The organism is Pinisolibacter sp. DMC100 (assembly GCF_056313705.1).
Window position 1 is genome coordinate 304909 of sequence record NZ_JBQUZT010000003.1, and the last position, 24301, is coordinate 329209.

Annotated in this window: 25 protein-coding genes and 1 riboswitch; of the genes, 14 read left to right on the plus strand and 11 right to left on the minus strand. The window is 70.0% G+C overall.

What is annotated here, in order from left to right; genetic code table 11:
- Positions 1-307: 307 nt before the first annotated feature.
- Positions 308-991 (plus strand): TetR/AcrR family transcriptional regulator, encoded by a 684-nt coding sequence (locus tag ACT541_RS14575; RefSeq protein WP_476137809.1) that lies wholly within the window; start codon positions 308-310, stop codon positions 989-991.
- A gap of 58 nt (positions 992-1049) precedes the next feature.
- Positions 1050-2069, plus strand: a complete 1020-nt coding sequence (gene ilvC, locus ACT541_RS14580; RefSeq protein ID WP_476137810.1) for a ketol-acid reductoisomerase — start codon at positions 1050-1052, stop codon at positions 2067-2069.
- A 272-nt stretch (positions 2070-2341) separates the two neighbouring features.
- Here ilvC and ACT541_RS14585 read toward each other — a convergent pair whose 3' ends face one another.
- From ACT541_RS14585 to ACT541_RS14605, 5 genes are all read right to left on the minus strand, one after another.
- Positions 2342-2851 carry a hypothetical protein gene (locus tag ACT541_RS14585; protein ID WP_476137811.1) on the minus strand — a complete coding sequence of 170 codons (510 nt, stop codon included), beginning with the start codon at positions 2849-2851 and terminating at the stop codon, positions 2342-2344.
- Positions 2848-3345 carry a hypothetical protein gene (locus ACT541_RS14590; RefSeq protein ID WP_476137812.1) on the minus strand — a complete coding sequence of 166 codons (498 nt, stop codon included), beginning with the start codon at positions 3343-3345 and terminating at the stop codon, positions 2848-2850. The genes ACT541_RS14585 and ACT541_RS14590 overlap by 4 nt, the downstream gene beginning before the upstream one ends.
- A gap of 65 nt (positions 3346-3410) precedes the next feature.
- The gene (locus ACT541_RS14595) at positions 3411-3953 is read right to left on the minus strand and encodes a hypothetical protein (protein WP_476137813.1); all 543 of its coding nucleotides are present in this window, start codon (positions 3951-3953) and stop codon (positions 3411-3413) included.
- A gap of 54 nt (positions 3954-4007) precedes the next feature.
- Complete coding sequence (pgi, locus tag ACT541_RS14600; RefSeq protein ID WP_476137814.1) at positions 4008-5651, minus strand: glucose-6-phosphate isomerase; 1644 nt, start codon at positions 5649-5651, stop codon at positions 4008-4010.
- A gap of 77 nt (positions 5652-5728) precedes the next feature.
- Positions 5729-5965 (minus strand): Lrp/AsnC ligand binding domain-containing protein, encoded by a 237-nt coding sequence (locus ACT541_RS14605; protein WP_476137815.1) that lies wholly within the window; start codon positions 5963-5965, stop codon positions 5729-5731.
- Positions 5966-6209: 244 nt separating this feature from the next.
- Positions 6210-6314: riboswitch (TPP riboswitch) on the plus strand.
- Here ACT541_RS14605 and thiM point away from each other — a divergent pair.
- The 6 genes from thiM to ACT541_RS14635 all read left to right on the plus strand — a co-directional run bounded on the left by thiM (position 6303) and on the right by ACT541_RS14635 (position 11664).
- The gene (thiM, locus tag ACT541_RS14610; protein ID WP_476137816.1) at positions 6303-7106 is read left to right on the plus strand and encodes a hydroxyethylthiazole kinase; all 804 of its coding nucleotides are present in this window, start codon (positions 6303-6305) and stop codon (positions 7104-7106) included. Its footprint overlaps the riboswitch before it by 12 nt.
- Positions 7103-7762, plus strand: a complete 660-nt coding sequence (thiE, locus tag ACT541_RS14615) for a thiamine phosphate synthase (protein WP_476137817.1) — start codon at positions 7103-7105, stop codon at positions 7760-7762. Before thiM ends, thiE begins: the two co-directional genes overlap by 4 nt.
- Positions 7763-7805: 43 nt before the next feature.
- On the plus strand, positions 7806-8615 hold the full coding sequence (gene thiD, locus ACT541_RS14620; protein WP_476137818.1) for a bifunctional hydroxymethylpyrimidine kinase/phosphomethylpyrimidine kinase: 810 nt from the start codon (positions 7806-7808) through the stop codon (positions 8613-8615).
- Positions 8616-8640: 25 nt separating this feature from the next.
- Positions 8641-9720 carry a TRAP transporter substrate-binding protein gene (locus tag ACT541_RS14625; RefSeq protein WP_476137819.1) on the plus strand — a complete coding sequence of 360 codons (1080 nt, stop codon included), beginning with the start codon at positions 8641-8643 and terminating at the stop codon, positions 9718-9720.
- A gap of 91 nt (positions 9721-9811) precedes the next feature.
- Positions 9812-10624, plus strand: a complete 813-nt coding sequence (locus tag ACT541_RS14630; protein ID WP_476137820.1) for a UDP-2,3-diacylglucosamine diphosphatase — start codon at positions 9812-9814, stop codon at positions 10622-10624.
- The gene (locus ACT541_RS14635; RefSeq protein ID WP_476137821.1) at positions 10621-11664 is read left to right on the plus strand and encodes a glycosyltransferase family 4 protein; all 1044 of its coding nucleotides are present in this window, start codon (positions 10621-10623) and stop codon (positions 11662-11664) included. Before ACT541_RS14630 ends, ACT541_RS14635 begins: the two co-directional genes overlap by 4 nt.
- A 99-nt stretch (positions 11665-11763) precedes the next feature.
- On the opposite strand, the gene ACT541_RS14640 is transcribed toward ACT541_RS14635, so the two are convergent.
- Positions 11764-12891 (minus strand): protein phosphatase CheZ, encoded by a 1128-nt coding sequence (locus ACT541_RS14640; RefSeq protein WP_476137822.1) that lies wholly within the window; start codon positions 12889-12891, stop codon positions 11764-11766.
- A 140-nt stretch (positions 12892-13031) separates the two neighbouring features.
- On the opposite strand from ACT541_RS14640, the gene ACT541_RS14645 reads away from it, so the two are divergent.
- Positions 13032-14210, plus strand: a complete 1179-nt coding sequence (locus ACT541_RS14645; protein ID WP_476137823.1) for an MFS transporter — start codon at positions 13032-13034, stop codon at positions 14208-14210.
- 39 nt (positions 14211-14249) lie between these two features.
- Here ACT541_RS14645 and dgcA read toward each other — a convergent pair whose 3' ends face one another.
- Both dgcA and dgcN read right to left on the minus strand, forming a co-directional pair.
- Complete coding sequence (gene dgcA / locus ACT541_RS14650; RefSeq protein WP_476137824.1) at positions 14250-15236, minus strand: N-acetyl-D-Glu racemase DgcA; 987 nt, start codon at positions 15234-15236, stop codon at positions 14250-14252.
- 2 nt (positions 15237-15238) lie between these two features.
- Positions 15239-16252 carry an N-acetyltransferase DgcN gene (gene dgcN / locus ACT541_RS14655; RefSeq protein WP_476137825.1) on the minus strand — a complete coding sequence of 338 codons (1014 nt, stop codon included), beginning with the start codon at positions 16250-16252 and terminating at the stop codon, positions 15239-15241.
- 220 nt (positions 16253-16472) lie between these two features.
- On the opposite strand from dgcN, the gene ACT541_RS14660 reads away from it, so the two are divergent.
- From ACT541_RS14660 to msrP, 5 genes are all read left to right on the plus strand, one after another.
- Positions 16473-17636, plus strand: a complete 1164-nt coding sequence (locus ACT541_RS14660; protein ID WP_476137826.1) for an ABC transporter permease — start codon at positions 16473-16475, stop codon at positions 17634-17636.
- Between the two features lie 2 nt (positions 17637-17638).
- Entirely contained in the window at positions 17639-18496 is an 858-nt protein-coding gene (locus tag ACT541_RS14665; RefSeq protein ID WP_476137827.1) for an ABC transporter ATP-binding protein, read from the plus strand.
- 1 nt (position 18497) lies between these two features.
- Positions 18498-19571, plus strand: coding sequence for an MlaD family protein (locus ACT541_RS14670; protein WP_476137828.1), 1074 nt, complete (start codon positions 18498-18500; stop codon positions 19569-19571).
- On the plus strand, positions 19568-20176 hold the full coding sequence (locus ACT541_RS14675; RefSeq protein WP_476137829.1) for an ABC-type transport auxiliary lipoprotein family protein: 609 nt from the start codon (positions 19568-19570) through the stop codon (positions 20174-20176). The genes ACT541_RS14670 and ACT541_RS14675 overlap by 4 nt, the downstream gene beginning before the upstream one ends.
- A gap of 103 nt (positions 20177-20279) precedes the next feature.
- Positions 20280-21236 carry a protein-methionine-sulfoxide reductase catalytic subunit MsrP gene (gene msrP / locus ACT541_RS14680; RefSeq protein ID WP_476137830.1) on the plus strand — a complete coding sequence of 319 codons (957 nt, stop codon included), beginning with the start codon at positions 20280-20282 and terminating at the stop codon, positions 21234-21236.
- 37 nt (positions 21237-21273) lie between these two features.
- On the opposite strand, the gene ACT541_RS14685 is transcribed toward msrP, so the two are convergent.
- The 3 genes from ACT541_RS14685 to ACT541_RS14695 form a co-directional block, all read right to left on the minus strand.
- Positions 21274-22164, minus strand: a complete 891-nt coding sequence (locus ACT541_RS14685; protein WP_476137831.1) for a LysR family transcriptional regulator — start codon at positions 22162-22164, stop codon at positions 21274-21276.
- A 52-nt stretch (positions 22165-22216) separates the two neighbouring features.
- Positions 22217-23164 carry a thioredoxin-disulfide reductase gene (gene trxB, locus ACT541_RS14690; protein WP_476137832.1) on the minus strand — a complete coding sequence of 316 codons (948 nt, stop codon included), beginning with the start codon at positions 23162-23164 and terminating at the stop codon, positions 22217-22219.
- Between the two features lie 89 nt (positions 23165-23253).
- On the minus strand, positions 23254-24159 hold the full coding sequence (locus ACT541_RS14695) for a lysophospholipid acyltransferase family protein (protein ID WP_476137833.1): 906 nt from the start codon (positions 24157-24159) through the stop codon (positions 23254-23256).
- Between the last annotated feature and the right edge of the window lie 142 nt (positions 24160-24301).

Genomic DNA, 24301 nt, shown 5'->3' on the forward strand with positions numbered 1-24301 from the left:
TTCTCGTGTATATCGAAGAAACACAATGAATGGTTGATTTGCTCTACGGAATGTACAGCTTTTCGCGATCCGTGGACGATGCGGCCGCCGGGCCGGTCTGCGGTCCACGACCGTCTTTCGTTTCATGCGATGCGCGCGCCCTTGACCCGGTCGGGCGGCGGCGGTAGGACAGCGATCGTGAGCCGTACCGTACAGTACGGTACGCTGCGCCGCGGCATGACGGCGGATCGCGCGGGCGGTTCGTGGGGTGCGCCGCGGCAGGGCACATCACCGGCCGATCGCGGCCCGGCACCAGGAGACGACAGGCGTGACGTCGCAATCCCACCCGGAAGAGTTCGCACCGACGGAGCGCCAGATCGGCGTTCTCGACGCGGTGCTGCGTCTTCTGGTGGACGAGGGCGACCGCGTCACCACGACCGCGGTGGCGCGGGCGGCGTCGTGCTCCAAGGAGACGCTCTACAAGTGGTTCGGCGACCGCGACGGTCTCCTCGCCGCCACCGTGCGCTGGCAGGCGGCGCGGGTGCGCGTCGGGCCGATCGACCGCTCGCGGCTCGATCGCGACAGCCTCGCCGAACGGCTCGAGGAGTTCGCGGTCAACTGGCTGACGGTGATCGGCTCCGACACCTCGGTCGCGCTCAACCGCGTGGCGATCGGCGCCGCCGCCAAGGCCTCGGCCAAGGGCGGGCGGGGCGGCCGGCCGCTCGATCCGGCGTCGCTCGGGGCGATCGTGCTGGAAAACGGCCGCTTCGCCATGGGGCGGCGGCTGAAGCCGGTGCTGGAGGCGGGCCGGGCCGCGGGGCTCCTCGCCTTCGACGACACGGAAGAGGCCTTCCGCACCTTCTTCGGGCTCGTCGCCCGCGACGTCCAGATCCGCCTGCTCCTCGGCGATCGGATCGATCTTTCGCCCGACACGATCCGGCGCGACGCCGGCCGTGCGGTCGCACAGTTCCTCGCCCTTCACGGGGCGGAACGGGCGGGGTCCACCGCCTGACTTCGAGACCGGCGGGTTCGCCCGCCATGAGCCAGCCCAGCAGGGAAGGAAAAGGGAAATGCGCGTCTATTACGACTCCGATGCCGACATCAATCTGATCAAGGGCAAGAAGGTCGCCATCGTCGGCTACGGCTCCCAGGGCCGCGCCCATGCGTTGAACCTCAAGGACTCCGGCGTCAAGGAGATCCGCATCGCGCTGAAGGCCGGTTCCACCACCGCCGCCAAGGTGCAGGCCGACGGCCTCCAGGTCCTGACCGTGGCGGAAGCCGCCGCCTGGGCCGACCTCATCATGATGGCGACCCCGGACGAGCTGCAGGCCGACATCTACAAGGACGAGATCGCCGGCAACATCCGCGACGGCGCCGCCATCGCCTTCGCCCACGGCCTCAACGTCCACTTCGGCCTGATCGAGCCGAAGAAGACCCTCGACGTCGTCATGATCGCGCCGAAGGGCCCGGGCCACACCGTGCGCGGCGAGTACCAGAAGGGCGGCGGCGTGCCGTGCCTGATCGCCGTCCATCAGGACGCCTCGGGCAACGCCCACGATCTGGCGCTGTCCTACGCCTGCGGCGTCGGCGGCGGCCGTTCGGGCGTCATCGAGACCAACTTCCGCGAAGAGTGCGAGACCGACCTGTTCGGCGAGCAGGTCGTGCTGTGCGGCGGCCTCGTCGAGCTGATCCGCGCCGGCTTCGAGACCCTCGTGGAGGCCGGTTATGCCCCCGAGATGGCCTATTTCGAGTGCCTTCACGAAGTGAAGCTGATCGTCGACCTCATCTACGAGGGCGGCATCGCCAACATGAACTACTCGATCTCGAACACCGCCGAGTGGGGCGAGTACGTCACCGGCCCGCGCATCATCACGTCCGAGACCAAGGCCGAGATGGCCCGCGTCCTCAAGGACATCCAGACCGGCAAGTTCACCTCGGAGTGGATGCAGGAGTATCGCGCCGGCCTCGCCCGCTTCAAGGGCATCCGCCGCGTCAACGACGAGCACCAGATCGAGGCGGTCGGCGGCAAGCTGCGCGCCATGATGCCGTGGATCGGCAAGAACAAGCTCGTCGACAAGGCGAAGAACTGAGCCTCCCCCTGCGAGAGACGAAGAGGAAAGGCCGGGCGAGAGCCCGGCCTTTTTCCGTTTCGGGGTGAGGCGTGCGTGTGGCCCGGGTGCTCTCGGCTCGTCGCGAAGGCCCTTCATCCTGAGGTGCGAGCGAAGCGAGCCTCGAAGGGCGAAGGGCCGAGTGGCACAGCCCGTCGTGGCTTCGCCCTTCGAGGCCCGGCCTTTGGCCGGGCACCTCAGGGTGAAGCCGAACAGTGAGGAAGACATGGGTGGCTCCGTTGTTCGGGATCATCTCACCCGTGGCGGAGATCGTCCCAGATGCGGTCGACGAGGCGGGCGGCGAGGTAGTCGACGCGGCCGCCGCGTTCCTCGTGGAAACGGTCGCCGGCGTCGACGTCGAGGACGCGCTCGACCTGGGTGCGGCGCAGCGGTCCCCGACCACCGGCGGCGGGGGCGAAGCGCCATTCGGCGACGGCGACGTCCTTCGCCGGCTCGGGGCGGAAGGGGCCGGAGACGACCGTCGCCGGGCGCTCGGCGAGATGGAGCGCGACGAGCGCGATCTCGAGGCGGGGGAGGGCGGGATTGCCGGCCTCGACCGCGCGGGCGAAGACGTCGTCGACGACCAGACGCGCGGTCGCGGCGAAGCGACGGCGGTCGGCCTCTTCGAAGGTGCCGGCGAGGCCGTCGGCGTCGATCGCCACCTCGCGGAAGCGATCGGCGATCATCGGCCGGAGGCCGCCGACCATGCAGCCGGCGAGCGGGAGGGTGAGGAGGCCGGCGAGGACGCCGCGGCGGTGCGTCACGGCTCGAATTCTCGGCGGGCCCAGCCGGCGGCGAGGCGGAGGAGGTCGGCGAGACGGCGATCCTCGTAGTCCGGCGCGTTCCACGGGCCGGAACTCGGTGGGCGCGAGACGTCGAAGCGGCGGGTCTCGCGCCGGCCGCCGACCGCGATCGAGATGCGGCCGACGAACTGGTCTTCGGACCCGCCGGGGAAGAGGCTGTTGCCCTGCGACGTGTCGGAGGTCAGCAGGATCTCGTCGATGAAGAGGACGAGGTCGGCGGCGGCCGGGTCGCGCGGCGCCATGCGGTCGGCGAAGGCGTCGGCGAGGGCGCGCTTCGTCATCGCCTCGACCTTGACCGCGTAGTTCGGCAGGCCGCGTCGGACGAGGCCGGAGACGTCGGCGCGCACCGAGCGCCAGCGCGTCGCGGTGATCGGGCCCCCCTGGGCGCGGGCGACGCCGGCGAAGGGCAGCGCGGCGGCGGCGAGGAGCAGGGCGCGGCGGGAAAGCGTCGTCATGGATCACTCCGAATGAACCGGCCGCCGTCGCGGCGACGGGCGGCCGGGCGTTCTCGTGGACGAGGTCAGGCGCCGAATTCGCGCCGCGCCCAGCCGACGAAGGCCTTGGCGACGGCGTCGATGCGGCGCTGGTCGGCGTCGGGCAGGTTGCGACCGCCGATGGCATCGGCCTTGGTGAGCGCCGAGACGCGGCGGCTGACCGAACCGTAGACGAGACGCCCCTCGATCCAGTCCTCGGCGTCGTCGGCGCCGAAGGTGCCGAAGGGGATCGTGCGCCAGCGACCGGCGAGATAGACCGGGAAGTTGCAGGCGTCGATCCGGATGGTCAGCACCGGCGCCTTGCGGTCGCGCGGATCGACGAGATCGGCGAAGGCGGGGCCGGCGGCGCGGCGCACCGCCTCGCCGACGCGGGCCGCCCAATGGGGCACGCCGGCGGCGGCCATCGGCGAGGTGTCGACCTTCACCGCGCGGAAGCGGCGGGTCGGCAGACGCGGCTCGGTGCCGAGCGCCTCGTCGACGGTCAGCCGTTCGGCGCAGCCGCCGAGCGGGGCGAGGGCGAGGGCCGCGATCAGGGCGCGGCGGGTGAGGGTCTTCGACGTGTCCGTCATCGTTTCGTCCTTCGTGTCATGACCGGTCTCGTCGCGACGCCTCCCCGCGTCGCGTCAGTCTTCGGCGCGCAGCATCTGGAAATGGTCGATCAGGCCCAGCGTCGAGCCGTCGCGACCGCCGGCAGGGATCTCGCCCTTCACCATCGGCAGCAGTTCGGTCGCCAGTTGCTTGCCGAGCTCGACGCCCCACTGGTCGAAGGAATTGACGTCGAAGATCACACCCTGGACGAAGACCTTGTGTTCGTAGAGCGCGAGCAGACGTCCGAGCGTGAAGGGATCGAGCCGGCGATAGAGCAGGGTGTTCGACGGCCGGTTGCCGGGGAACACCTTGTGCGGCGTCAGCGCGTCGATCTCGGCCTTGGAAAGGCCGGCGGCGGCGAGTTCGGCGCGCACCACGCGTTCCTTCTTGCCCTTCATCAGCGCTTCGGCCTGGGCGAGGCAGTTGGCGACGAGCTTGGCGTGATGGTCGCCCATCGCCTCGTTGGGCTCGGCCGCCAGCAGGAAGTCGACGGGAATGACGTCGGTGCCCTGGTGGATCAGCTGGAAGAAGGCGTGCTGGCCGTTGGTGCCGGGCTCGCCCCACACCACCGGGCCGGTCGGTCCTTCGACCGGGCGGCCGTCGCGGCGCGTCGTCTTGCCGTTCGATTCCATGTCCAACTGCTGGAGATGGGCGGCGAAGCGCGACAGGCGTTGATCGTAGGGGATGACGGCCTGGGTCGGCATGCCCATCAGCGAACGATACCAGACGCCGATCAGCGCCAGCAGGACCGGCAGGTTGCGGTCGAGCGGGGCCTCGAGGAAGTGGTCGTCCATCGCCGCGCCGCCGGCGAGGAAGGCGCGGAAGTTCTGCGGCCCCACGGCCAGCATCACCGGCAGGCCGATCGCCGACCACACCGAATAGCGGCCGCCGACCCAGTCCCAGAAGCCGAAGATGCGGTCCTCGGCGATGCCGAAGGCCTTGACCTTGGGGATGGCGGTGGAGATGGCGGCGAAATGGTCGCCGATCGCCTTCTCGCCGAGCGCCGCGACCAGCCAGTCGCGGGCGGATGCCGCGTTGGTCATGGTCTCGAGCGTGGTGAAGGTCTTCGAGGCGATCAGGAACAGCGTCGTCGCGGGGTCGAGGCCCTTCAGCGTGTCGTGCAGATGGGCGCCGTCGACGTTGGAGACGTAGTGGACGCGGGGGCCGTCGTGCCAGGGGGCGAGCGCCAGCGTCACCATCGCCGGGCCGAGGTCGGAGCCGCCGATGCCGAGATTGACGACGTCGGTGAAGGCCTTGCCGGTGGCGCCGCGGATGGTCCCGCCGCGCACCGCGTTCGAGAAGGCCGTCATGGCGACGAGCACGGCCTCGACGTCGGCGGTGACGTCGCGGCCGTCGACCGCGAAGGGACGGCGGCGATCGGGGTTGCGCAGCGCGACGTGGAGGACGGCGCGGCCCTCGGTGGCGTTGATCTTCTCGCCCGCGAACATCGCGGCGCGGCGTTCGACCAGCTTGGAGGCGCGGGCGAGCGCCAGCAGCAGCTGCATCGTCTCGTCGTTGACGCGATTCTTGGAATAGTCGAGCAGGAGATCGTCGTGGCGGGCCGAGAAACGGGCGAATCGGTCGGCGTCGGCGGCGAAGAGATCGACGATCCGGGCCGCGCGCATGGTATCGGCGTGGGCGCGGAGAGCCTGGAAGGCGACGTTGCGCTTTTCGGTCATGGGGGTGACCTCGTTCGAGGGCTCGCCGCAAGGGTGGGCGACGACGGGCGCCGGCGAGCGGACGCCCGTCCGGGACGTCAGAATGCCTTGAAGGTGATGACGGTCTTGGTGTCGACGATCCCCGGCACGGTCTGGACCTTCTGGTTGACGAAATGGCCGATGTCGGCCTCGTCCTCGACGTAGAACTTCGCGATCAGGTCGTGGTCGCCGGCGGTCGAATAGATCTCCGAGGCGATCTCGGCGTCGGCGATGGCGGTGGCCACCTCGTAGGATCGACCGAGCGCGCACTTGATGAGGACGAAGAAGGGTTTCATCTGTTTTTTCCGTTCCTTCGGATGTGGCGCCAGTCGACCAGATGCGGCCGGCGAGGGCAAGAGCGGAGCGCTGCGGATCGACGTCGCCGTGCCCTTCGTCCCCCGTCGCGGCCGGGAATGCCGTCGGCGCGATCATCGGTGGCGACATGGGCGAAGGCGTGGCGACGATGGTCGAACGGTAGTCGGCGCCGGGCTTTTTCACACCCCCTTGCCATCGCTCGATCGCCGGCTTAACTCTGCGCTACAAATCTCATCGGGGTGCCCGGCGCGTTCGGGCTGAGAGGCTCAGGCCAACCCATAGAACCTGATCCGGGTCGTGCCGGCGGAGGGACTTGAGATGTCGATGACGGATACCCATACCCTCTCGCCGGTCGGCAAGGCCAAGACGCTCGCTCCGCGGCGCGTCGCCGAGATTCTCGCGCGTCTGCGCGAGCGTCGGCCGCGAATCCACGTTCTCACCTCGCCGGTCGCCCAGACCTTCACCGCCAACATGCTGCTGGCGGTCGGGGCCGAGCCGTCGATGACCTTCTCGCCCGAGGAGGTGCCGGCCTTCGTCGCGGCCTCCGACGCGCTGCTGATCAATCTCGGCATGCTCGATCGGATGCGGCGCGACGCCTCGCTGACGGCGGTCGAGGTCGCCAAGGATTCGGGCGTGCCGTGGATGCTCGACCCGGTGAAGATCCAGATCTCGCCGTCGCGGCTCGAGTTCGCCCGTCGGCTGATCGAGCTCGAGCCCGATCTCGTCCACGTCAATCACGCCGAATTCGCCGGCCTCTCCGGCCTCGAGACCACCGACGAGAACGTCCGCGACTTCGCCGTCCACTTCGTCTCGACGCTGGCCGTCACCGGCGAGGTCGACATCGTCACCGACGGGACGCGGACGATCCGCGTCGCCAACGGCCATCCGCTGATGGACCGTGTCACCGCGATCGGCTGCGCCGGCTTCGCGGTGGCCACCGCCTTCCGGGCGGTCGAACCCGATCCGGTCGTCGCCGGGGCGGCGGCGCTGGTGGCCCTGGGCGTCGCCGGCGAGACGGCGGCCGCCGCGGCGCACGGGCCGGGCTCCTTCGCCGTCGAGATCCTCGACGCGCTGCACGGGCTCGACGAGGAAACCATCATCGCACGAGCCAAGATCCGATGACCGTCGACATCCGTTGTCATGCCATCCTCGACCCCGAACACGTGCGCGGGCGCGATCTCGCCGATCTGGCGCGCGCCGCGGCGGCGGGCGGGGCGACCATCGTCCAGCTGCGCGACAAGCACGGCACGACGCGGGAGATGGTGGCGCGCGCTCGCGCCGTCGTCGCCGCGCTCGAAGGCACCGGCGTGCCCCTCATCGTCAACGATCGCGTCGACGTGGCGCTGGCCGCGGGCGCGGCGGGCGTCCACGTCGGCCAGGACGACATGGCGGCGGAGGATGCGCGGCGGCTGCTCGGGCCTTCCGCGATCGTCGGCCTGACGGTCAAGAACGAGCGCCATGCCGAGACGGTGCCGGTCGCGGCGGTCGACTACGTCTGCATCGGCGGCGTCTTCGCCACCGTCTCCAAGCACAATCCGGATGCGCCGGTCGGGCTCGACGGGCTTTCGCATCTCGCTTCGATCGTGCGGCGGATGCGGCGCGATCTTCCGGTCGGGGCGATCGCCGGCATCCGGGTGGACAACGCCGGCGAGGTGATCGCGGCGGGCGCCGACGGCGTCGCGGTGATCTCGGAAATCTTCATGGCCGACGACCCGCAGGCGGCGACGGCACGACTGGCGGAGGAAGTGGCGGCGGCCCTGGCCGTGCGCCACCGGTGAAGGATGGAGACCGCGGCCGATGCCGCGGTGGGGAGGACGTGAATTGACGGCCAAGGCACTCACCATCGCCGGCTCGGATTCGGGCGGCGGTGCCGGCATCCAGGCGGACCTGAAGACCTTTTCGGCACTCGGCGTCTACGGCGCCAGCGTGATCACCGCGCTGACGGCGCAGAACACCCGCGGCGTCACCGGTGTGCACGACGTGCCGGTCGACTTCGTCACGGCGCAGATCGACGCGGTCTTCTCCGACATCGGCTTCGATGCGGTGAAGATCGGCATGCTGTCGCAAGGTGCGGTGATCCGTGCCGTGCGCGCCGGGCTCGACCGCTGGCGGGCGTCGAACGTGGTGCTCGATCCGGTGATGGTGGCGACCTCGGGCGATCTGTTGCTCGCCGAGGACGCGGTCTCGACGCTGCGCGAGGTGCTCCTGCCGCGCGCCACGGTGGTCACCCCCAATCTCGCCGAGGCCGCCGTGCTGACCGGCCGGCCGCGGGCGACGAGCCGCGACGAGATGGTCGAGCAGGGCCGGGTGCTGGTCGCCATGGGGGCGCAGGCCGTCCTGGTGAAGGGCGGCCATTTCGAGGGCGAGGCGGCCGACGACGTGCTGGTCGACGCGCGCGGCGAACAGTGGTTCTCGGCGCAGCGCCATCACACCCGCAACACCCACGGCACCGGCTGCACGCTCTCCTCGGCCATCGCCGCGGGGCTGGCGCTGGGGCTCGACCTCGGCCAGTCGGTGCGGGCGGCCAAGGCCTATCTCACGGCGGCGATCCGCACCTCGGATCGTCTCGGCGTCGGCCAGGGTCACGGCCCGGTCGACCATTTTCACGCCTGGTGGTCGGAGCGCGCCTGAGGCGGCCGACGAGACGGAGCCTTCGATGACCGGATCTTCTCCCACCCGCCGCGCGGCGCTCGGCGCGCTGGCGCTCTCCGCCGGTGCCGGCCTCGCCCGCCCGGCGATCGCCCGCGGCCTCGTCGAATGGCGGATGGTCACCTCCTGGCCGAAGAACCTGCCCGGGCCGGGCGTCTCGGCCGAACGGCTGGCGCGGTCGATCGAGCGGCTCTCCGACGGGCGGCTGACGGTCAAGGTGCTGGCGGCGGGTGAACTGGTTCCGGCACTCGAGGTCTTCGACGCGGTCGCCGGCGGCACCGCCGAGATCGGCCACACGGCGGCGATCTACTGGGCCGGCAAGATGCCGGCGGCGCCGATCTTCACCTCGCTGCCCTTCGGCCTGACGCCGCTCGAGCATCTCTCCTGGCTGGAGCAGGGCGGCGGGCAGGCGCTGTGGGACGAGCTCTACGCCCCCTTCGGGGTGAAGCCCTTCGTCGCCGGCAACACCGGCGTGTCGATGGCGGGCTGGTTCCGGCGCGAACTGGCGACGCCCGACGACGTGCGCGGTCTCAAGATCCGCATCGTCGGGCTCGGCGCCGAGATCTGGCGGCGGATGGGGGCGACGCCGGTGGCGCTGCCGCCGGGCGAGGTCTTCTCGGCTTTCCAGTCGGGCGTGGTCGACGCGGCCGAACTGCTGGCGCCGGCCTCCGACCTCGCCGTCGGCCTGCATCGGCTGACGCCGCACTACTACGGTCCGGGCTTCGACAAGCCGAACGGGGCGGGCGAGGCGATCGTCTCGATCCGGGCGCTCGAGGCGCTCGATCCCGATCTCCGGGCGATCGTCGCGGCGGCGGCGCGCGAGGAACACGCCGCCGCCCTCGCCCAGGCCGAATGGGCGAATGCCGTGGCGCTCGAGGCGATGATCGCGCAACACCGGGTCGCGGTGCGCTCGGTGCCGGAGGCGATCGTCTCGGCGGCGCGCGGCCACTCCGAGGCGATCGTCGCCGAGATCGGCGCCAAGGACGCGCTGTCGGGCCGGATCGTGGCGTCGTACGGCGCGGCCAAGGTGCGGGCGCGGCTGTGGGCGCGGGCCAACTGGGCCCCCTTCATCGAAGCGCGGGCCTGACGCGCCGATCCCGAATGCGACGGACCGTCATGAAACCGTGACGGGACTCTGGTTCTTCGAAGTCGAACGCGACGAAGACCGGAGCCGAGCCATGACGGCAGGGGCAGAACCACGGCGCTCGAAGGCGCTGTTTCTTTCGGACATCCATCTCGGTACCCGCGGGTGCCGGGCGGATCTGCTGCTCGACTTTCTCAAGCATCACGAAGCCGACACGATCTATCTGGTCGGCGACATCGTCGACGGCTGGCGCCTGAAGCGCGGCTGGTACTGGCCGCAGGCCCACAACGACGTCGTCCAGAAGCTGCTGCGCAAGGGCCGCAAGGGCGCCCGCATCGTCTATGTGCCGGGCAATCACGACGAGTTCCTGCGCGACTATCTCGGCGTCCACTTCGGCGTCGTCGAGGTGATGGACCACGCCATCCACGTCGGTGTCGACGGGCGGCGCCATCTCGTCATGCACGGCGACCAGTTCGACGTGGTGGTGCGCAACGCCAAGTGGCTCGCCCATCTCGGCGACGGCGCCTACACGCTGGCGCTCGGCATCAACACCGCGCTCGACGCCGTGCGGCGTCGCCTCGGTTTTCCCTACTGGTCGCTGTCGGCCTGGGCCAAGCTCAAGGTCAAGAACGCGGTCGACTTCATCGGCCGCTTCGAGGACACGCTGGCGGCGGAGGCCCGTCGGGTCGGCGCCGACGGCGTGGTCTGCGGCCACATCCATCATGCCACGATCGGCGAACGAGGCGGCGTCTCCTACATGAACACCGGTGACTGGGTGGAGAGCTGCACGGCGCTCCTCGAGAACGACGACGGCTCCTTCGAGATCGTCACCTGGCGCCAGCGCGGCACCGACATCGCCGACGACGCGTCGGACGAGGCCTCCGAGGAGGCACTCGAGGCGGCATGAGCAGAATTCTCGTGGTGACGGATGCCTGGCGTCCGCAGATCAACGGCGTGGTGCGCACGCTCGAACGGCTGGCCGACGAACTGGCGGCGCTCGGTCACGAGGTGGTCTTCCTGACGCCGCTCGACTGGCGCACGCTGCCGTGCCCGTCCTATCCCGAAATCCGGCTGTCGCTGACGACGCCCGGCGCGGTCCGGCGCAAGATCGCGGCGCTGGCGCCCGATCACGTCCACATCGCGACCGAGGGGCCGCTCGGCGTCCTGGCGCGGCGGGCGGTCAGGGCCGGGGCGGCGGACGGGTTCACCACGAGCTATCACACCCGCTTCCCCGAATACGTCGGTTCGCGCTGGCCCTTCGTGCCGATCGGACCGATCCGGCGCTGGCTGCGCCGGTTCCACGAGGCGGCGGACGCCTGCATGGTGGCGACCGAGAGCCTGAAGCGGGAGCTGACCGAGCAGGGCCACACCAATCTGGTGATCTGGTCGCGCGGCGTCGACACCGCGATCTATCATCCGCGCGACGACGTCGACGACGTCTATGCCGGACTGCCGCGGCCGATCTTCCTCAACGTCGGCCGCGTCGCGGTCGAGAAGAACCTCGAGGCCTTCCTGGCGCTCGACCTGCCGGGCACCAAGGTGGTGATCGGCGACGGTCCGGCGCTCGACGGGCTCAAGGCGAAGTTCCCGGCGGCCCGCTTCCTCGGCGCCAAGGTCGGCGAGGATCTGGCGCGCCACTATGCGGCGGCCGACGTCTTCGTCTTCCCCTCGCTCACCGACACGTTCGGCAACGTCGTGGTCGAGGCGCTCGCCTCCGGCCTGCCGGTCGCCGCCTATCCGGTGACCGGGCCGATCGACATCCTCGGCGGCACCACCGGCGGCGTCCTCCACGAGGACCTGCGCGAGGCGGCGCTCGCGGCGCTGACGATCGACCGGACCGAAGCCGTGGCGCTCGCCCGTCGCTTCGACTGGGCGACCTCGGCGCATCAGTTCGTCGAGGCGATCGAGGCCAAGGAACGACGCGCGCGCGAACTCGCGGCCGAGTGATCGGCCTCGTCTCGGGCAGGGCCGAACGAGTCGGGCGACCGAACGGAAAAACCATCGGCCGATCGCTCGGCCGATGGTTTCGTCTCTGGGAAGGTGCGATCAGCCGAAGGTGATCAGCCGGTGAGCGGTGGAGAACTCGGCGACCGGGTCGACCGACGGCACCACGGCGAGGGCGACCTCGGCTTCCTCGGCGGCCAGTTCGACGGCGCCGGTCTCGACCACCATCATCGTGTTGCCGACCGCGACCGTCGTCGTCTCGGCGAAGACCACGTCGTCGGCGAGTGCGATCTCGCCCATCGGGGCGGCCCGCTCGGCGCCGCGCGGCGTCGGGGCGAAGACGTTGGCGGCGACGCGTTCGACCGCGTCGGAGGCGAAGACGTCGGCTCCGGCGAAGACGTCGGCGCCGTCGGTGATCGCCTCGTCCGACGGTTCGTCCGCCGCGAGGTCGAACATGTCCGCCTCGATCGCATCGGCCGGCGCTTCGTCCTGCACCGTATCGCCCATCAACTCGTCGACACCGCCCTGATCGACGCCGCGGCCGTGGAGCTGCGGGCCGTTGAGGAGGTGAGCGTCGGGCCGCTCGTCCATCGGGTCGAAACCCTGCTCGGCGCGTGCGCCGTCCGTCACGACGTCGGCCATCGCCTCGCCGAGACCCCAGATGTCCATCATCGCGTTGATGCGGCTCTCGAGGTAGCGCAGCACGGTGACGACCTTGCGGGTCCGCTGGCCGGTGAGGTCCTGGAAGGAACAGGCGGTGTAGATGTCGGTGGCGTGGACGTCGAGCTTCTCGCAGAGCTCGTCGGCGGCGCCGGCCTCGCGCAGGGTCCAGGCGGCTTCCTGGATGCCCTCGGCGGCGAGGAGGATCTCGTTGGTGGCGGTTTCGGTCTGATCGACGATGGCGTCGAGCTCGTGGCTGGCGTCGGCGAAGCGGCCGCCGTGCTCGGTGTCGAGCTTCATCTGGGCGATTTCCTGCTTGGTGCGGGAAATCGCCTCGGCCATGTCGGCGAGGTCGAGACGGATACGGTCGATGTCGGGGGCGGCGCGTTCGCGACGGATCGTCTTCTCGATGCGATCGAGCGAGGCGAGGACGATCTCGGTGTCGCAGTTGCGATTGCGACGGGCATGTTCGGCGAGGAACCAGCGACCGCGCTGGGTTTCCATCACCGCGTCTTCGATCGCGTCGTAGTCTTCGATGGCGAGAGGAGTGACCGGCGCGGGCGTCGACATGGTGGCGTGCTCTCGGGGGCTTGCGCGTCGTCGAGGGGGCGATCCGCCGGGAGGGCAGACCGGGCGAGACCATCCCCCCGTCTTAGCTCGCGAATCTCTCGGGATCAGTTTATGGGTTCGTGAAAATCTGAGCAATCGTGATGAAATCGTCTTCCACTCCGTTCCTGATCTCGACGTTCTACGCGGCATCCTTCGTGCCCATCGGCGTGCATCTGCCGTTCTATCCCGTGTTGCTGGCAGCGCATGGGCAGGACGCGGCGGCGATCGCCGTGATCACGACGCTGCCGATCGTGCTGCGCGTCACCACCGCCTCGGCGCTCGGCGCCTTCGCCGACCGGCTCGGCGACCGCCGGCTGGCGCTGATCGCCTATTGCGCGGTGGCGCTGGCGGGGGCGTTGCTGGTCGGCGCGGTCGGCGGGTTCTGGGGCCTGCTGGTCGCGACCCTCGTCATGAGCGCCCCGTGGAACGGCATCCTGCCGGTTTCCGACGCGCTGGCGACCGGCGCGGTCCGGCGCGGCGAGGCGGTCTACGGGCGGATGCGGGTGTGGGGCTCGATCTCCTTCGTCGTCGTCAATCTGGCGGCCGGCTGGGTGGCGACGCGCCACGGCGCCCACGGCATCTGGGTCTTCCTCGTCGGCGGCATGGGTCTCCAGTTCGCCGCCGCCTTCTTCCTGCCGCGCGACCGGGCGGAGAAGGGCGAGGCGAGGCCGGCCGGGCCGAGCATGCTCGGCGCCATGCGGGAGCTCGCCGGCGACCGGGTGTTGATGGCGGTGCTGATCGGCGTCGCGCTGATGCAGGGCAGCCACGCCATGCTCTACGGCTTCTCGTCGATCCACTGGGCCTCGCTCGGCTTCTCCGGCGACGAGATCGGCGCGCTGTGGGCGCTCGGGGTGATCGGCGAGATCGCGCTCTTCGCCGCCTCGGGCAAGGTGCTCACCCATGTCTCGCCGCGTCTGCTGGTGGCGATCGGCGGCATCGGCGGAACGGTGCGCTGGACGCTCTTCCCGCTGCTCGACGGCACGTTCTGGCCGTGGATCTTCCTGCAGACGCTGCATGCGGCGAGCTTCGCCGCCGTCCACCTCGGCGTCATGACGGTGATCGCCCGCCGCGTCGAGGACGGTCGCGCCGCCACCGTGCAGGGCATGATGGTGTCGGGGAACGGGTTCACGATGGCGCTGGCGACACTGGCGAGCGGGCCGCTCTACCAGCATTTCGGCGGCGGCGGCTTCGCCGCCATGTCGGTGCTGGCCGCGGTCGGCGGCGTCGTGCTGGTCCGCGCGACGGGGGCGGCGCGGCGGGGCCAGCCCCACCGTGCGTGACGCGTCCGTCTCGGCCTCGCGGCGTGTCCGCGCCGGGCGTCAGCCCCAGAGCGCGGGGACGGGCGGGTAGACCAGCGAGCCTTCGTAGGTCAGGCCGCCGTCGCGGTCGCGGGCGAGCAGCAGAGGCCCGTCGAGATCGACGACGTCCGCCCCTTGCGCCAGCAGCACGGCCGGGGCCATCGCCAGCGACGAGCCGACCATGCAGCCGACCATCAGGCGGAACTTCCGCTCGCGCGCCGCCCGCACCAGCCGCAGCGCCTCGGTGAGGCCGCCGGTCTTGTCGAGCTTGACGTTGATCGCGGCGTAGCGCCTGGCCAGCGCGTCGAGGTCCTCGACGGTGTGGAGGCTCTCGTCGGCGCAGATCGGGATCGGGCTCGAAAGCCCTTCGAGCGCATCGTCGGCACCGGCCGGCAGCGGCTGTTCGATCAGCTCGACGCCGGCCTTCACCGCGGCTTCGAGATTGGCGAGAAGCGTCTCCTCGCGCCAGGCCTCGTTGGCGTCGACCACGAGGCGGGCCTTCGGCGCGCCCTCGCGGACGGCGGCGATGCGCTCGGGATCGCCCTCGCCGCCGAGCTTGACCTTGAGCAGGGGGCGGGCGGCGGCGGCCTGCGCGGCGGCGAGCATGCTCTCCGGCGTGCCGAGGCTCAGCGTGTAGCAGGTGACGAGCGGGCCGGGCTCGGGCAGCCCCGCCGCGACGCGGACGGGGATGCCGGAGCGCTTGGCCTCGTAATCCCACAGCGCGCAGTCGAGCGCGTTGCGGGCGGCACCGGCGGGGAGAGCCGCCTGCGCCTGTGCCCGGTCGAAACCGGGGGCCGCGACCGCGGCGGCGCATGTCTCCAGCTCGGCGACGACGCCCTCGACGGTCTCGTCGTAGCGGGCGTAGGGCACGCATTCGGCGCGGCCGGTCGCGGTGCCGTCGCTCACCGTGGCGGTGACGACGACGGCCTCGGTGCGGCTGCCGCGCGAGATGGTGAAGGCGCCGGCGATCGGGAAGCGTTCGACGGCGACCGTGAGAGCGAGCGCCATGGTCAGCCCGCGGGGAAGAGTTCGAGGAGGCGATCGACGATCGGGCCGACGCCGAAGCGCACCGGGTCGGAGGCCGGCAGCGCATGGAGCCGGGCGGCCGATTCGCAGACGCTGCGGGCGTCGGTGTCCGACAGGTGCTCGGTGTTGATGGCGATGCCGACCGGGCGGATGCCGGGGTTGGTCAGCTTGCCCATGGCGATGGTCGCCTCGATCACTTCCGAGATCGTCGGCAGGGCGTGCTCGACGCCGCGCATCTTCGAGCGGGTCGGCTCGTGGCAGATGACGAAGGCATCGGGCTGGGCGCCGTGCAGCAGGCCGAGCGACACGCCGGCGAAGCTCGGGTGGAAGAGCGAGCCCTGGCCCTCGACGACGTCCCAATGGGAGGGCGCCGCGGCCGGGGCGATCCACTCGACCGCGCCGGAGATGAAGTCGGCGACGACGGCGTCGATCGCGGCGCCGCGGCCGGAGATGAAGACGCCGGTCTGGCCGGTGGCGCGGAAGTCGGCATCGAGGCCGCGGGCGCGCATCTCGCGCTCGAGCGCGAGGGCGGTGTACTTCTTGCCGACCGAACAGTCGGTGCCGACGGTGAGGAGCCGCAGGCCGGGGCGCTTGGTGCCCTTGCCGGTGGCGAAGCGCTCGGAGGTGTGGCGGACGTCGTGCAGCTTGCGGCCGGTCTTCGCCGCGGCCTCGGCGATCGCCGGGATCGAGGCGAGGCGCACGTGCAGGCCGGTCGCGACGTCGAGGCCGGCCTCGAGGGCGGCGACGATGGTCGAGATCCAGTGCTCGGGCAGCACGCCGCCGGCGTTGACGACGCCGACCACCATGGTCTTCACGCCCGCCGCGACGGCCTGCGCCACGGTCATGTCGGGGATCTTGGCATCGGCGGCGCAGCCGGGCAGGCGCAACTGGCCGAGGCACCACTCGGGGCGCCAGTCGACGATGCCGAGCGCCGTCTTGGCGGCGAGCGCGTCGTGGACGTCACCGAGGAAGAGGAGATAGGGACGGGCGATTTCCATGGACGATCTCCTCGCGGTCGGCGTCGCATCCCGGTCACTCTACGGTGACAAATGCTTCGCCGTGCTTGCGGACCCCGGTGTCGGGGCGGCACACTTCGACGTCGATTCATAAGTGGCCTCGACGCCGCCCGACAAGTCTCCTCGACGGGGGCGGGCCATGCGTCAGACGCCGAGGAGAGGGCCGGTCGCCGACATGGGTCGCGATCCGCCGGGAGCGGGAATGAACGAGGCCTCGGCCGCCGAAAGCTGGACGGGAACGCCGCCGACGCTCGCCCTCGAGCCCGGTGCGGGGCGGCTCGTCGTGCGCCCGGCGGGCGACTGGACGATCCGTTCGGTCGGTGCGATCGAGGCGGACGTCGACGAAGCGGCGGCCCGCCTCGCGGCCGGGAGCGATGCGTTGCTGCTCGATCTCTCCGCCGTCGGACGGCTCGACACCGCCGGTGCGCTGTTCTTCCACCGCATCGCCGAGGCGGTGCCGGACGAGCGGCGGACGGTCGAGGGGCTCGATGCCACGCGGCGGGTGCTCTGCGACGAGGTGGCGCAGGCCGATCGCAAACCGCCGCCGCCGGCGCTCGGGCCGGGGCCGGTGATCTGCGCGCTGATCGATCTCGGTCGGCTCGGCTTCTCCTTCTGGCGCGAGCTGCGCGAGGGGCTGACGCTGCTCGGCGGCATCGCAACGGTGATCGGGAGGACCTTCGTCGAGCCGCGGCGGATGCGCTTCATCCCCTTCGTGCATCAGGTCCAGCGCACGACGATCGACGCGCTGCCGATCATCGCGCTGATGAGCTTCCTGATCGGCTGCATCATCGCCCAGCAGGGCGCCTTCTATTTTCGCCGCTTCGGCGCCGACATCTACGTCGTCGACATGGTCGGGGTGCTGACGCTGCGCGAGATCGCGGTGATCCTGACCGCGGTCATGGTGGCGGGCCGCTCCGGCTCGGCCTTCACCGCCGAACTCGGCTCGATGAAGATGCGCGAGGAGATCGACGCGCTGAAGGTCACCGGTCTCGATCCGGTCGAGGTCCTGGTGGTGCCGCGGGTGCTGGCGCTGATGCTGGCCCTGCCGATCCTGGTCTTCGTCGCCGATCTCGCGGCGATCTTCGGGGCGGCGATCGTCTGCAACGCCTATGCGGACATCCCGACCGCCACCTTCCTCAACCGGCTGCACGGCGCGGTCGGCTTCAAGACCTTCTTCGTCGGCGTCACCAAGGCGCCGTTCATGGCGATGATCATCGCCATGGTCAGCTGCCTCGAGGGGCTGCAGGTCGCCGGCAGCGCCGAATCGCTCGGCCGTCACACGACGATGGCGGTGGTGAAGTCGATCTTCATCGTCATTCTGGTCGATGGCATCTTCGCCATGTTCTACGCCGCGGTGGGGGTGTGACCATGGCAGGAACCGGGCGCGACCGACCGATCATCCGCTGCCGCGGCGTGACCGTGGGCTTCGGCGAGAAACTGATCCTCGAGAACCTCGATCTCGACGTGAAGGCGGGCGAGATCCTCGGTTTCGTCGGCGGGTCGGGCACCGGCAAGTCGGTGCTGATGCGCACCATTCTCGGCCTCAACCGGCGCCGTGCCGGCACGATCGAGGTGATGGGCCACGACCTCGACCGGGTCGAACCGTCGGTCAAGATGCAGGTCGAACGCTCCTGGGGCGTCCTCTTCCAGCACGGCGCGCTGTTCTCCTCGCTCAACGTGCTGCAGAACGTCCAGGTGCCGATGCGCGAGCACATGAAGCTGTCGCAGCGGACGATGGACGAGCTGGCGCGGCTGAAACTCGCGATGGTCGGCCTGCCGCCGGACGCGGCGGACAAACATCCGTCGGAATTGTCGGGCGGCATGATCAAGCGCGCGTCGCTCGCCCGCGCGCTGGCGCTCGATCCCGCGATCGTCTTCCTCGACGAGCCGACCTCGGGTCTCGACCCGATCGGCGCCGGCGATTTCGACGATCTGATCGCCAAACTGCGCGATACGCTGGGATTGACGGTCTTCATGGTGACCCACGACCTCGACAGTCTGCGGTCGGTGTGCGACCGAATAGCGGTGCTCGGGAATCGGCGCGTTCTCGTGGAGGGGCCGCTCTCGACGATGCTGGCCTTCGACCATCCGTGGGTGAAGGCCTATTTCCGCGGAGCGCGGGCGCGCGGGATCGTCGACGCGCAGGACGAGCGGGCGCACGGCACGGCCGGTGCGCGGGAAGAGTTGGCGCACGGCACGGCCGAAGCGCCGGGGAGAACCGAGTGAGATGGAGACCAGGGCCAATCTCGTCGCCGTCGGCCTCTTCGTGCTCGCGTTGATCGCGGCGGGCTTCGGCTCGGCCTTCTGGCTGCTCAAGGGCTCGGATTCGACCGGGCGGGCCGGGATCACCGTGGTCTTCCCCGGTTCGGTCTCCGGCCTCGTCACCGGCGCCAACGTCACCTTCAACGGCATCAAGGTCGGCGAAGTGTCGCGGCTCTCCTTCTCGCCCGACGATCCGGAGCGGGTGGTGGCGCGCGTCACCGTCGACACGACGACGCCGATCAAGGTCGACAGCCACGTCTCGCTCGGCTACCAGGGCCTGACGGGTGCCTCCTTCGTGCAGATCTGGGGCGGTTCGGCGGCGGCCAAGGCGCTGCTGGCGATGCCCGACAACGACCGGGTGATGCTGGCCGAGCGCTCCTCGGTGCAGGACATCATGGAAGGCGCCCAGCGCGTTCTGGCGCGCGTCGACAGCGCGGTCGGCACCATCGACCAGCTGGTCAAGGACAACGCCAAGTCGGTCGAGACGACCACCCGCAACATCGAGGCCTTCTCCAACGTGCTCGCCGAGAACAAGGACGGCGTCCGCGACTTCATGGCCTCGGTCGGCAAGGCGGCGGACGTTCTGACGAAGATCTCCGCCCGCGCCGAGACGCTGGTCGGCCATGTCGACGAACTCGTGGTGTCGGTCGACAGGAAGAAGGTCACATCGATCGTCGACCACGCCGACGCCACCATGGCGCGGCTCGACGAGGCCTCCAAGCGGGTCGACGGCATCCTCGCCAAGCTCGACGGGCTGGCGGGCTCCGACGAGGGCAAGGGGCTGGCGGTCAAGGCGACGGACTTCCTCACCGAGGCCAAGGACGCCGCCAAGGCGATCCGCGAGGCGGCGACCGCCTTCCAGGGCAAGGCCGGCGACATCGGCGCCGGCGTGCGCGACCTGCGCGATCTCGTCTCCGACGGCCGCCGCGCCATCGGCACGATCGACCGGGCGGTGGGCAATCTCGATCGCGATCCCAAGCGGTTGATCTTCGGCGGTCCGGGGGGCAACGTGCCGGAGTATTCGGGGAATCGTCGATGAGCGTCGTGTCGGGGAACGAGGGGGTGGTGAAGGTCGCGCGGGGGCTCCTCGGCGTGGCGCTGGCGTCCCTGCTGCTCGCCGGCTGCTCGGCGTTCGGCTCCTCGGCGCTCGACACCTACGATCTCACCGCGCCGACCGTCGCGGCCCGCGCCAAGGGCCGGACGCTGCAGGTGCTGGTGCCCGAGCCGGTGGTCGACCGCGCCTACGACACCGAAAGGCTGCTCGTCCGCTCGAGCCCGACCGAGATCGCCTATTTCTCCGGCATCCAGTGGTCCGACCGCCTGCCGCGGCTGGTCCAGTCGCGCCTCGTCCAGACGCTCGAGCGTTCGGGCCGCTTCCGCGCAGCAGGAAGACCGGGGCAGGGGCTCGCCATCGATCGCCAACTGGTCGTCGACATCCGCGCCTTCGACTATCGCCCGGCCGAGGGCAAGGTCGTGGTGGCGCTCGGGGTCAAGACGATGGACGACCGCAGCGGCCGGGTCCTCTCCACCGTCGAACACGCGGCCGAGGAGGCGACCGGCGACGGTGCCAAGGCGGTCACCGCGGCCTTCGACGCGGCGCTCGCCCGGGTCCTGACGGCGATCGTCACCGGCGTGGACGGTTGATGCGATCACGTCAATTCGATCGATCGTGATCGAGTAAATTGCAACGAATATGCGTCAATCTCCGTAGGACGTCGCGTGGGGGCGACATCCCGAGGAGAACGACATGCGCTTCCTGAAGCGACCGTGGGAACTGGGCGAGAACGACGTGACGCCGGAGACGCTCTTCGTCGAGCGGCGGAAACTGCTCGGCGGTGCGGCGGGCGCGCTGGCGGCGGGCCTCGTCGGGTTGCCGAAGACGGCGACGGCGGCCGTGTCGGCGATCGAGAAGCTGCTGCCGGCCAAGGCCAACGCCGACTTCCCGGCGACCGAGCAGATCACGCCGGAATTCGACGCGACCAACTACAACAACTTCTACGAGTTCGGCTTCGACAAGGCGATCCAGCCGGAAGCCTCGAAGCTCAAGGTGTCGCCCTGGGCGATCGTCGTCGACGGGTTGGTCGACAAGCCCTTCAAGATCGACATCGACGATCTCCTGAAGAAGGTGACGCTCGAGGAGCGGATCTATCGCCATCGCTGCGTCGAGACCTGGTCGGCGGTGGTGCCGTGGACCGGCTTCCCGCTCGCCGAGCTCGTCGCCATGGCCTCGCCCAGGGCGGAGGCGAAGTTCCTCCAGATGGAGAGCTTCTCGGCCCCCGACGTCGCCCGCCAGCAGCGCGCGGCGCGCTATCCCTGGCCCTATACCGAGGGCCTGTCGATCGCCGAGGCGAAGAACGACATGGCCTTCCTGGCGGTCGGCATGTACGGCAAGCCGATGCCCAACCAGAACGGCGCACCGATCCGGCTGGCGGTGCCGTGGAAGTACGGCTTCAAGTCGGTGAAGTCGATCGTCCGCTTCTCCTTCGTCGCCAAGCGGCCGCGCACCTTCTGGGAAGATCTCGGGCCGCAGGAATACGGCTTCTGGGCCAACATCAATCCCAAGGTCGCCCATCCGCGCTGGAGCCAGGCGACGGAACGCCGTCTCGGCACCAACGAGACGGTGCCGACGCTGCTCTACAACGGCTACGAGGCGCAGGTCGCCGAGCTCTATCGGGGCATGGAGAAGGAACGGATCTTCTACTGAAGCGAAGGGCCGCGGCGATGATCGCCGCGGCCCTCGCTCAGAACGTCCAGCGTTCCGCCTTGGAGATCAGGAAGTCGCGGAAGACCTTGACGCGGGCGGTGTTCCGCATCTCCTCCGGATAGACGAAGTAGCAGTCGAAGGCCGGGACGTCGGCTTCCGGGATCAGCTGCACCAGGTCCGAATTGGCGTCGATCAGATAGTCGGGCAGGAGCGCGATGCCGACGCCGCGCTGCACCGCGCGCTTGATCGCCAGCACCGAATTGATCTTCAGGCACGGCCGGCGCGGCGCGTTGAGTGGACGACCGGCGGTCTCCAGCCAGTTCATGTCGCGCAGGTACACCGGGGCGGACGAGCCGAAGGTGATGATGCGGTGGTTGTCGAGCTCCTCGATCGTCTCGGGGCTGCCGTGGCGCTTGAGATAGGCCGACGACGCGTAGAGATGATAGTGGATGGCGAAGAGCTTGCGCTGGATCAGGTCCGGCTGCACCGGCTGGCGCACGCGCAGCGCCACGTCGGCCTCGCGCATGGCGAGGTCGAGTTCCTGATCGTCGAGGATCAGCTCGAGTTCCACCTCCGGGTAGAGCTCGACGAACTCGTGGATGCGCGAGGTCAGCCACGAGGTGCCCAGCCCGACGGTCGTGGTGACGCGCAGCGTGCCGGTCGGCTTCTCGCGGGTCTCGACGAGGCGGGAGCGCGCCTGCTCGAGCTTCAGCATCACCTCGCGGGCGGTGCGGAAGAGCAGTTCGCCCTGTTCGGTCAGGATCAGACCACGGGCGTGGCGATGGAACAGCGGCACGCCGAGGTCGGTCTCGAGCGCCGAGACCTGACGGCTGACCGCCGACTGACTCATCTCGAGGAACTCGCCCGCATGGGTGAAGGAACCCGCGTCGGCGGCGGCGTGAAAGATCCTCAGCTTGTCCCAATCCACGGCACTTCCCCCCAATTCTCGTCCCGCCCGGTCGGGCGTCTTCGACGCCTCCTCAGGCGCCGTGACCGGACAGGTACTTCTCCGCCTCGAGAGCGGCCATGCAGCCCATGCCGGCGGCGGTGACCGCCTGGCGATAGACGTCGTCGCAGACGTCGCCGGCGGCGAAGACGCCGGGGATCGAGGTCCGCGACGTGCCCGGTTCCACCCAGAGATAGCCCGAGGGCTTCAGCTTCAGCTGCCCCTCGAAGAGTTCGACCGCCGGCTTGTGGCCGATCGCCACGAAGAAGCCGTCGCAAGCGACGTCGCGCTTCGCGCCGGTCTTCACGTCCTCGATGCGGACGCCGGTGACCGACGGCGGAATGCCGGGGGTGCCCAGAACCTCGTCGACCGCGGCGTTCCAGATCACCTCGATCTTGGGATGCGCGAAGAGGCGCTGCTGCAGCACCTTCTCGGCGCGGAACGAATCGCGGCGATGGATGATCGTCACCTTCGAGGCGTGGTTGGTGAGGTAGAGCGCCTCCTCGACGGCCGAATTGCCGCCGCCGACGACCACCACTTCCTTGCCGCGGTAGAAGAAGCCGTCGCAGGTGGCGCAGGCCGAGACGCCGAAGCCGCGGAACTTCTCCTCCGACGGGATGCCGAGCCACTTGGCCTGGGCGCCGGTGGCGATGATCAGCACGTCGCAGGTCCAGGCGGTACCGCTGTCGGTCTCGAGCCGGAAGGGGCGGGCGGAGAGGTCGGCCGCGGTCACCGTGTCGGTGACGAATTCGGTGCCGCAGTGCTCGGCCTGGAGCCGCATCTGCTCGACCAGCCAGGGGCCCTGGATCGGTTCGGCGAAGCCCGGATAGTTCTCGACGTCGGTGGTGACGGTCAGCTGGCCGCCGATCTGGATGCCGGCGATCAGCACCGGTTCCAGCATGGCGCGGGCGGCATAGATGGCAGCGGTATAACCGGCCGGGCCGGAACCGATCACGAGAACGCGAGCATGACGAGAGGACATCGAATCTCCACCGGGAGCGAAGAAGGCGGGCATCCCGTCACATATAGTCCGAAAGGATGAGAAACCCAAACCCCCGGACGAAAAAAGCTCTATGTTCCCCACCATTTGCGGTGCGCCCACATCCATTGGGCGGGGTATTCGCGAATCCAGCGCTCGTAGACGTCGTGGATCGCCTGAGTCGTCGCCTGGATGTCGGCCTTCTGGTCGTCGCTGCGCGTGACGTCGATCTCGACCGCGTCGATCTCGAAACGGGCGCCGTCGCGGCGGATGGTGCGGGCGACGACGATCGGCAGGCCGAGCTTGCGGGCGAGCATCGCCGGGAAGGGATTGGCGTGGGCGTCGCGGCCGAAGAAGGAGACGGTGATGCGGGTGTCGTCGCGCAGGTCGCCGAGGACGGCGAGGGTGGCGCCCGACTTGGCGGCGCTCATCATCTTCAGCGCGACGGTGCGATCGAGCGGCATCAGCCCGTTGCCGTAGAGGGCGCGGCGGCGTTCGACCAGCCAGCGCTCGACCGCCGGATTGCGCAACGGCTTGTAGACGGCGCGCAGGTCGACGCCGGCCCGGGCGAGCGGCACCGAGACGACCTCCCAGTTGCCGGTGTGCAGCGACACGAAGAAGGCGCCGTGGAGGGCCTTGTCGATGATGCCGTCGTGATCGGTCCAGGCGACCCGGTCGGGCTCGGCGAGGAGCTGCGGCAGCAGGATGGTCTCGGCGGCGGTGCGACCGAGGTTCTCCCACATGTCGCCGAGGACTTCGCGGCGCTTCTCGGCGCTCCATTCGGGGAAGGCCATCGCCAGATGGCGGTCGGCGCGGGCGTGGCGGGAATTGAGCGGCGCGAGGAGGCGCCAGGCGCGACCCATCAGCGCGGAGGCGCGGTCGACCCCGATCCGGGCGAGGGTCCAGGCGATCGCCACCAGCGCGCCGTGCTGCAGCGCGTGGGAGAGACGGCGGCGACCGTCGCGGTCGAAGAGGTCGGCGAAGACGTTCGTCGTCATGGCACTCGCGGGTGTCGGGCGCGGGCGCGCCGCGGATGGCGGAATACTCCAGGAACGACGCGCCGACAAGGCGAGGGGTCTTCCGGCTCTCGCGCGCCGTGGTGGACCTCGTGACCGGGCTCGTCTAGAGAGGGAGCGAAAC

Excerpts from the sequence above, each read along its gene's own strand:
- ilvC (WP_476137810.1), top strand. The coding sequence starts at position 1,050 with ATGCGCGTCTATTACGACTCCGATGCCGACATCAATCTGATCAAGGGC.
- ACT541_RS14590 (WP_476137812.1), bottom strand. The coding sequence starts at position 3,345 with ATGACGACGCTTTCCCGCCGCGCCCTGCTCCTCGCCGCCGCCGCGCTG.
- ACT541_RS14595 (WP_476137813.1), bottom strand. The coding sequence starts at position 3,953 with ATGACGGACACGTCGAAGACCCTCACCCGCCGCGCCCTGATCGCGGCC.
- pgi (WP_476137814.1), bottom strand. The coding sequence starts at position 5,651 with ATGACCGAAAAGCGCAACGTCGCCTTCCAGGCTCTCCGCGCCCACGCC.
- ACT541_RS14605 (WP_476137815.1), bottom strand. The coding sequence starts at position 5,965 with ATGAAACCCTTCTTCGTCCTCATCAAGTGCGCGCTCGGTCGATCCTAC.
- thiM (WP_476137816.1), top strand. The coding sequence starts at position 6,303 with ATGTCGATGACGGATACCCATACCCTCTCGCCGGTCGGCAAGGCCAAG.
- thiE (WP_476137817.1), top strand. The coding sequence starts at position 7,103 with ATGACCGTCGACATCCGTTGTCATGCCATCCTCGACCCCGAACACGTG.
- ACT541_RS14625 (WP_476137819.1), top strand. The coding sequence starts at position 8,641 with ATGACCGGATCTTCTCCCACCCGCCGCGCGGCGCTCGGCGCGCTGGCG.
- ACT541_RS14630 (WP_476137820.1), top strand. The coding sequence starts at position 9,812 with ATGACGGCAGGGGCAGAACCACGGCGCTCGAAGGCGCTGTTTCTTTCG.
- ACT541_RS14635 (WP_476137821.1), top strand. The coding sequence starts at position 10,621 with ATGAGCAGAATTCTCGTGGTGACGGATGCCTGGCGTCCGCAGATCAAC.
- ACT541_RS14640 (WP_476137822.1), bottom strand. The coding sequence starts at position 12,891 with ATGTCGACGCCCGCGCCGGTCACTCCTCTCGCCATCGAAGACTACGAC.
- ACT541_RS14645 (WP_476137823.1), top strand. The coding sequence starts at position 13,032 with ATGAAATCGTCTTCCACTCCGTTCCTGATCTCGACGTTCTACGCGGCA.
- dgcA (WP_476137824.1), bottom strand. The coding sequence starts at position 15,236 with ATGGCGCTCGCTCTCACGGTCGCCGTCGAACGCTTCCCGATCGCCGGC.
- dgcN (WP_476137825.1), bottom strand. The coding sequence starts at position 16,252 with ATGGAAATCGCCCGTCCCTATCTCCTCTTCCTCGGTGACGTCCACGAC.
- ACT541_RS14660 (WP_476137826.1), top strand. The coding sequence starts at position 16,473 with ATGAACGAGGCCTCGGCCGCCGAAAGCTGGACGGGAACGCCGCCGACG.
- ACT541_RS14665 (WP_476137827.1), top strand. The coding sequence starts at position 17,639 with ATGGCAGGAACCGGGCGCGACCGACCGATCATCCGCTGCCGCGGCGTG.
- ACT541_RS14670 (WP_476137828.1), top strand. The coding sequence starts at position 18,498 with ATGGAGACCAGGGCCAATCTCGTCGCCGTCGGCCTCTTCGTGCTCGCG.
- ACT541_RS14675 (WP_476137829.1), top strand. The coding sequence starts at position 19,568 with ATGAGCGTCGTGTCGGGGAACGAGGGGGTGGTGAAGGTCGCGCGGGGG.
- msrP (WP_476137830.1), top strand. The coding sequence starts at position 20,280 with ATGCGCTTCCTGAAGCGACCGTGGGAACTGGGCGAGAACGACGTGACG.
- trxB (WP_476137832.1), bottom strand. The coding sequence starts at position 23,164 with ATGTCCTCTCGTCATGCTCGCGTTCTCGTGATCGGTTCCGGCCCGGCC.
- ACT541_RS14695 (WP_476137833.1), bottom strand. The coding sequence starts at position 24,159 with ATGACGACGAACGTCTTCGCCGACCTCTTCGACCGCGACGGTCGCCGC.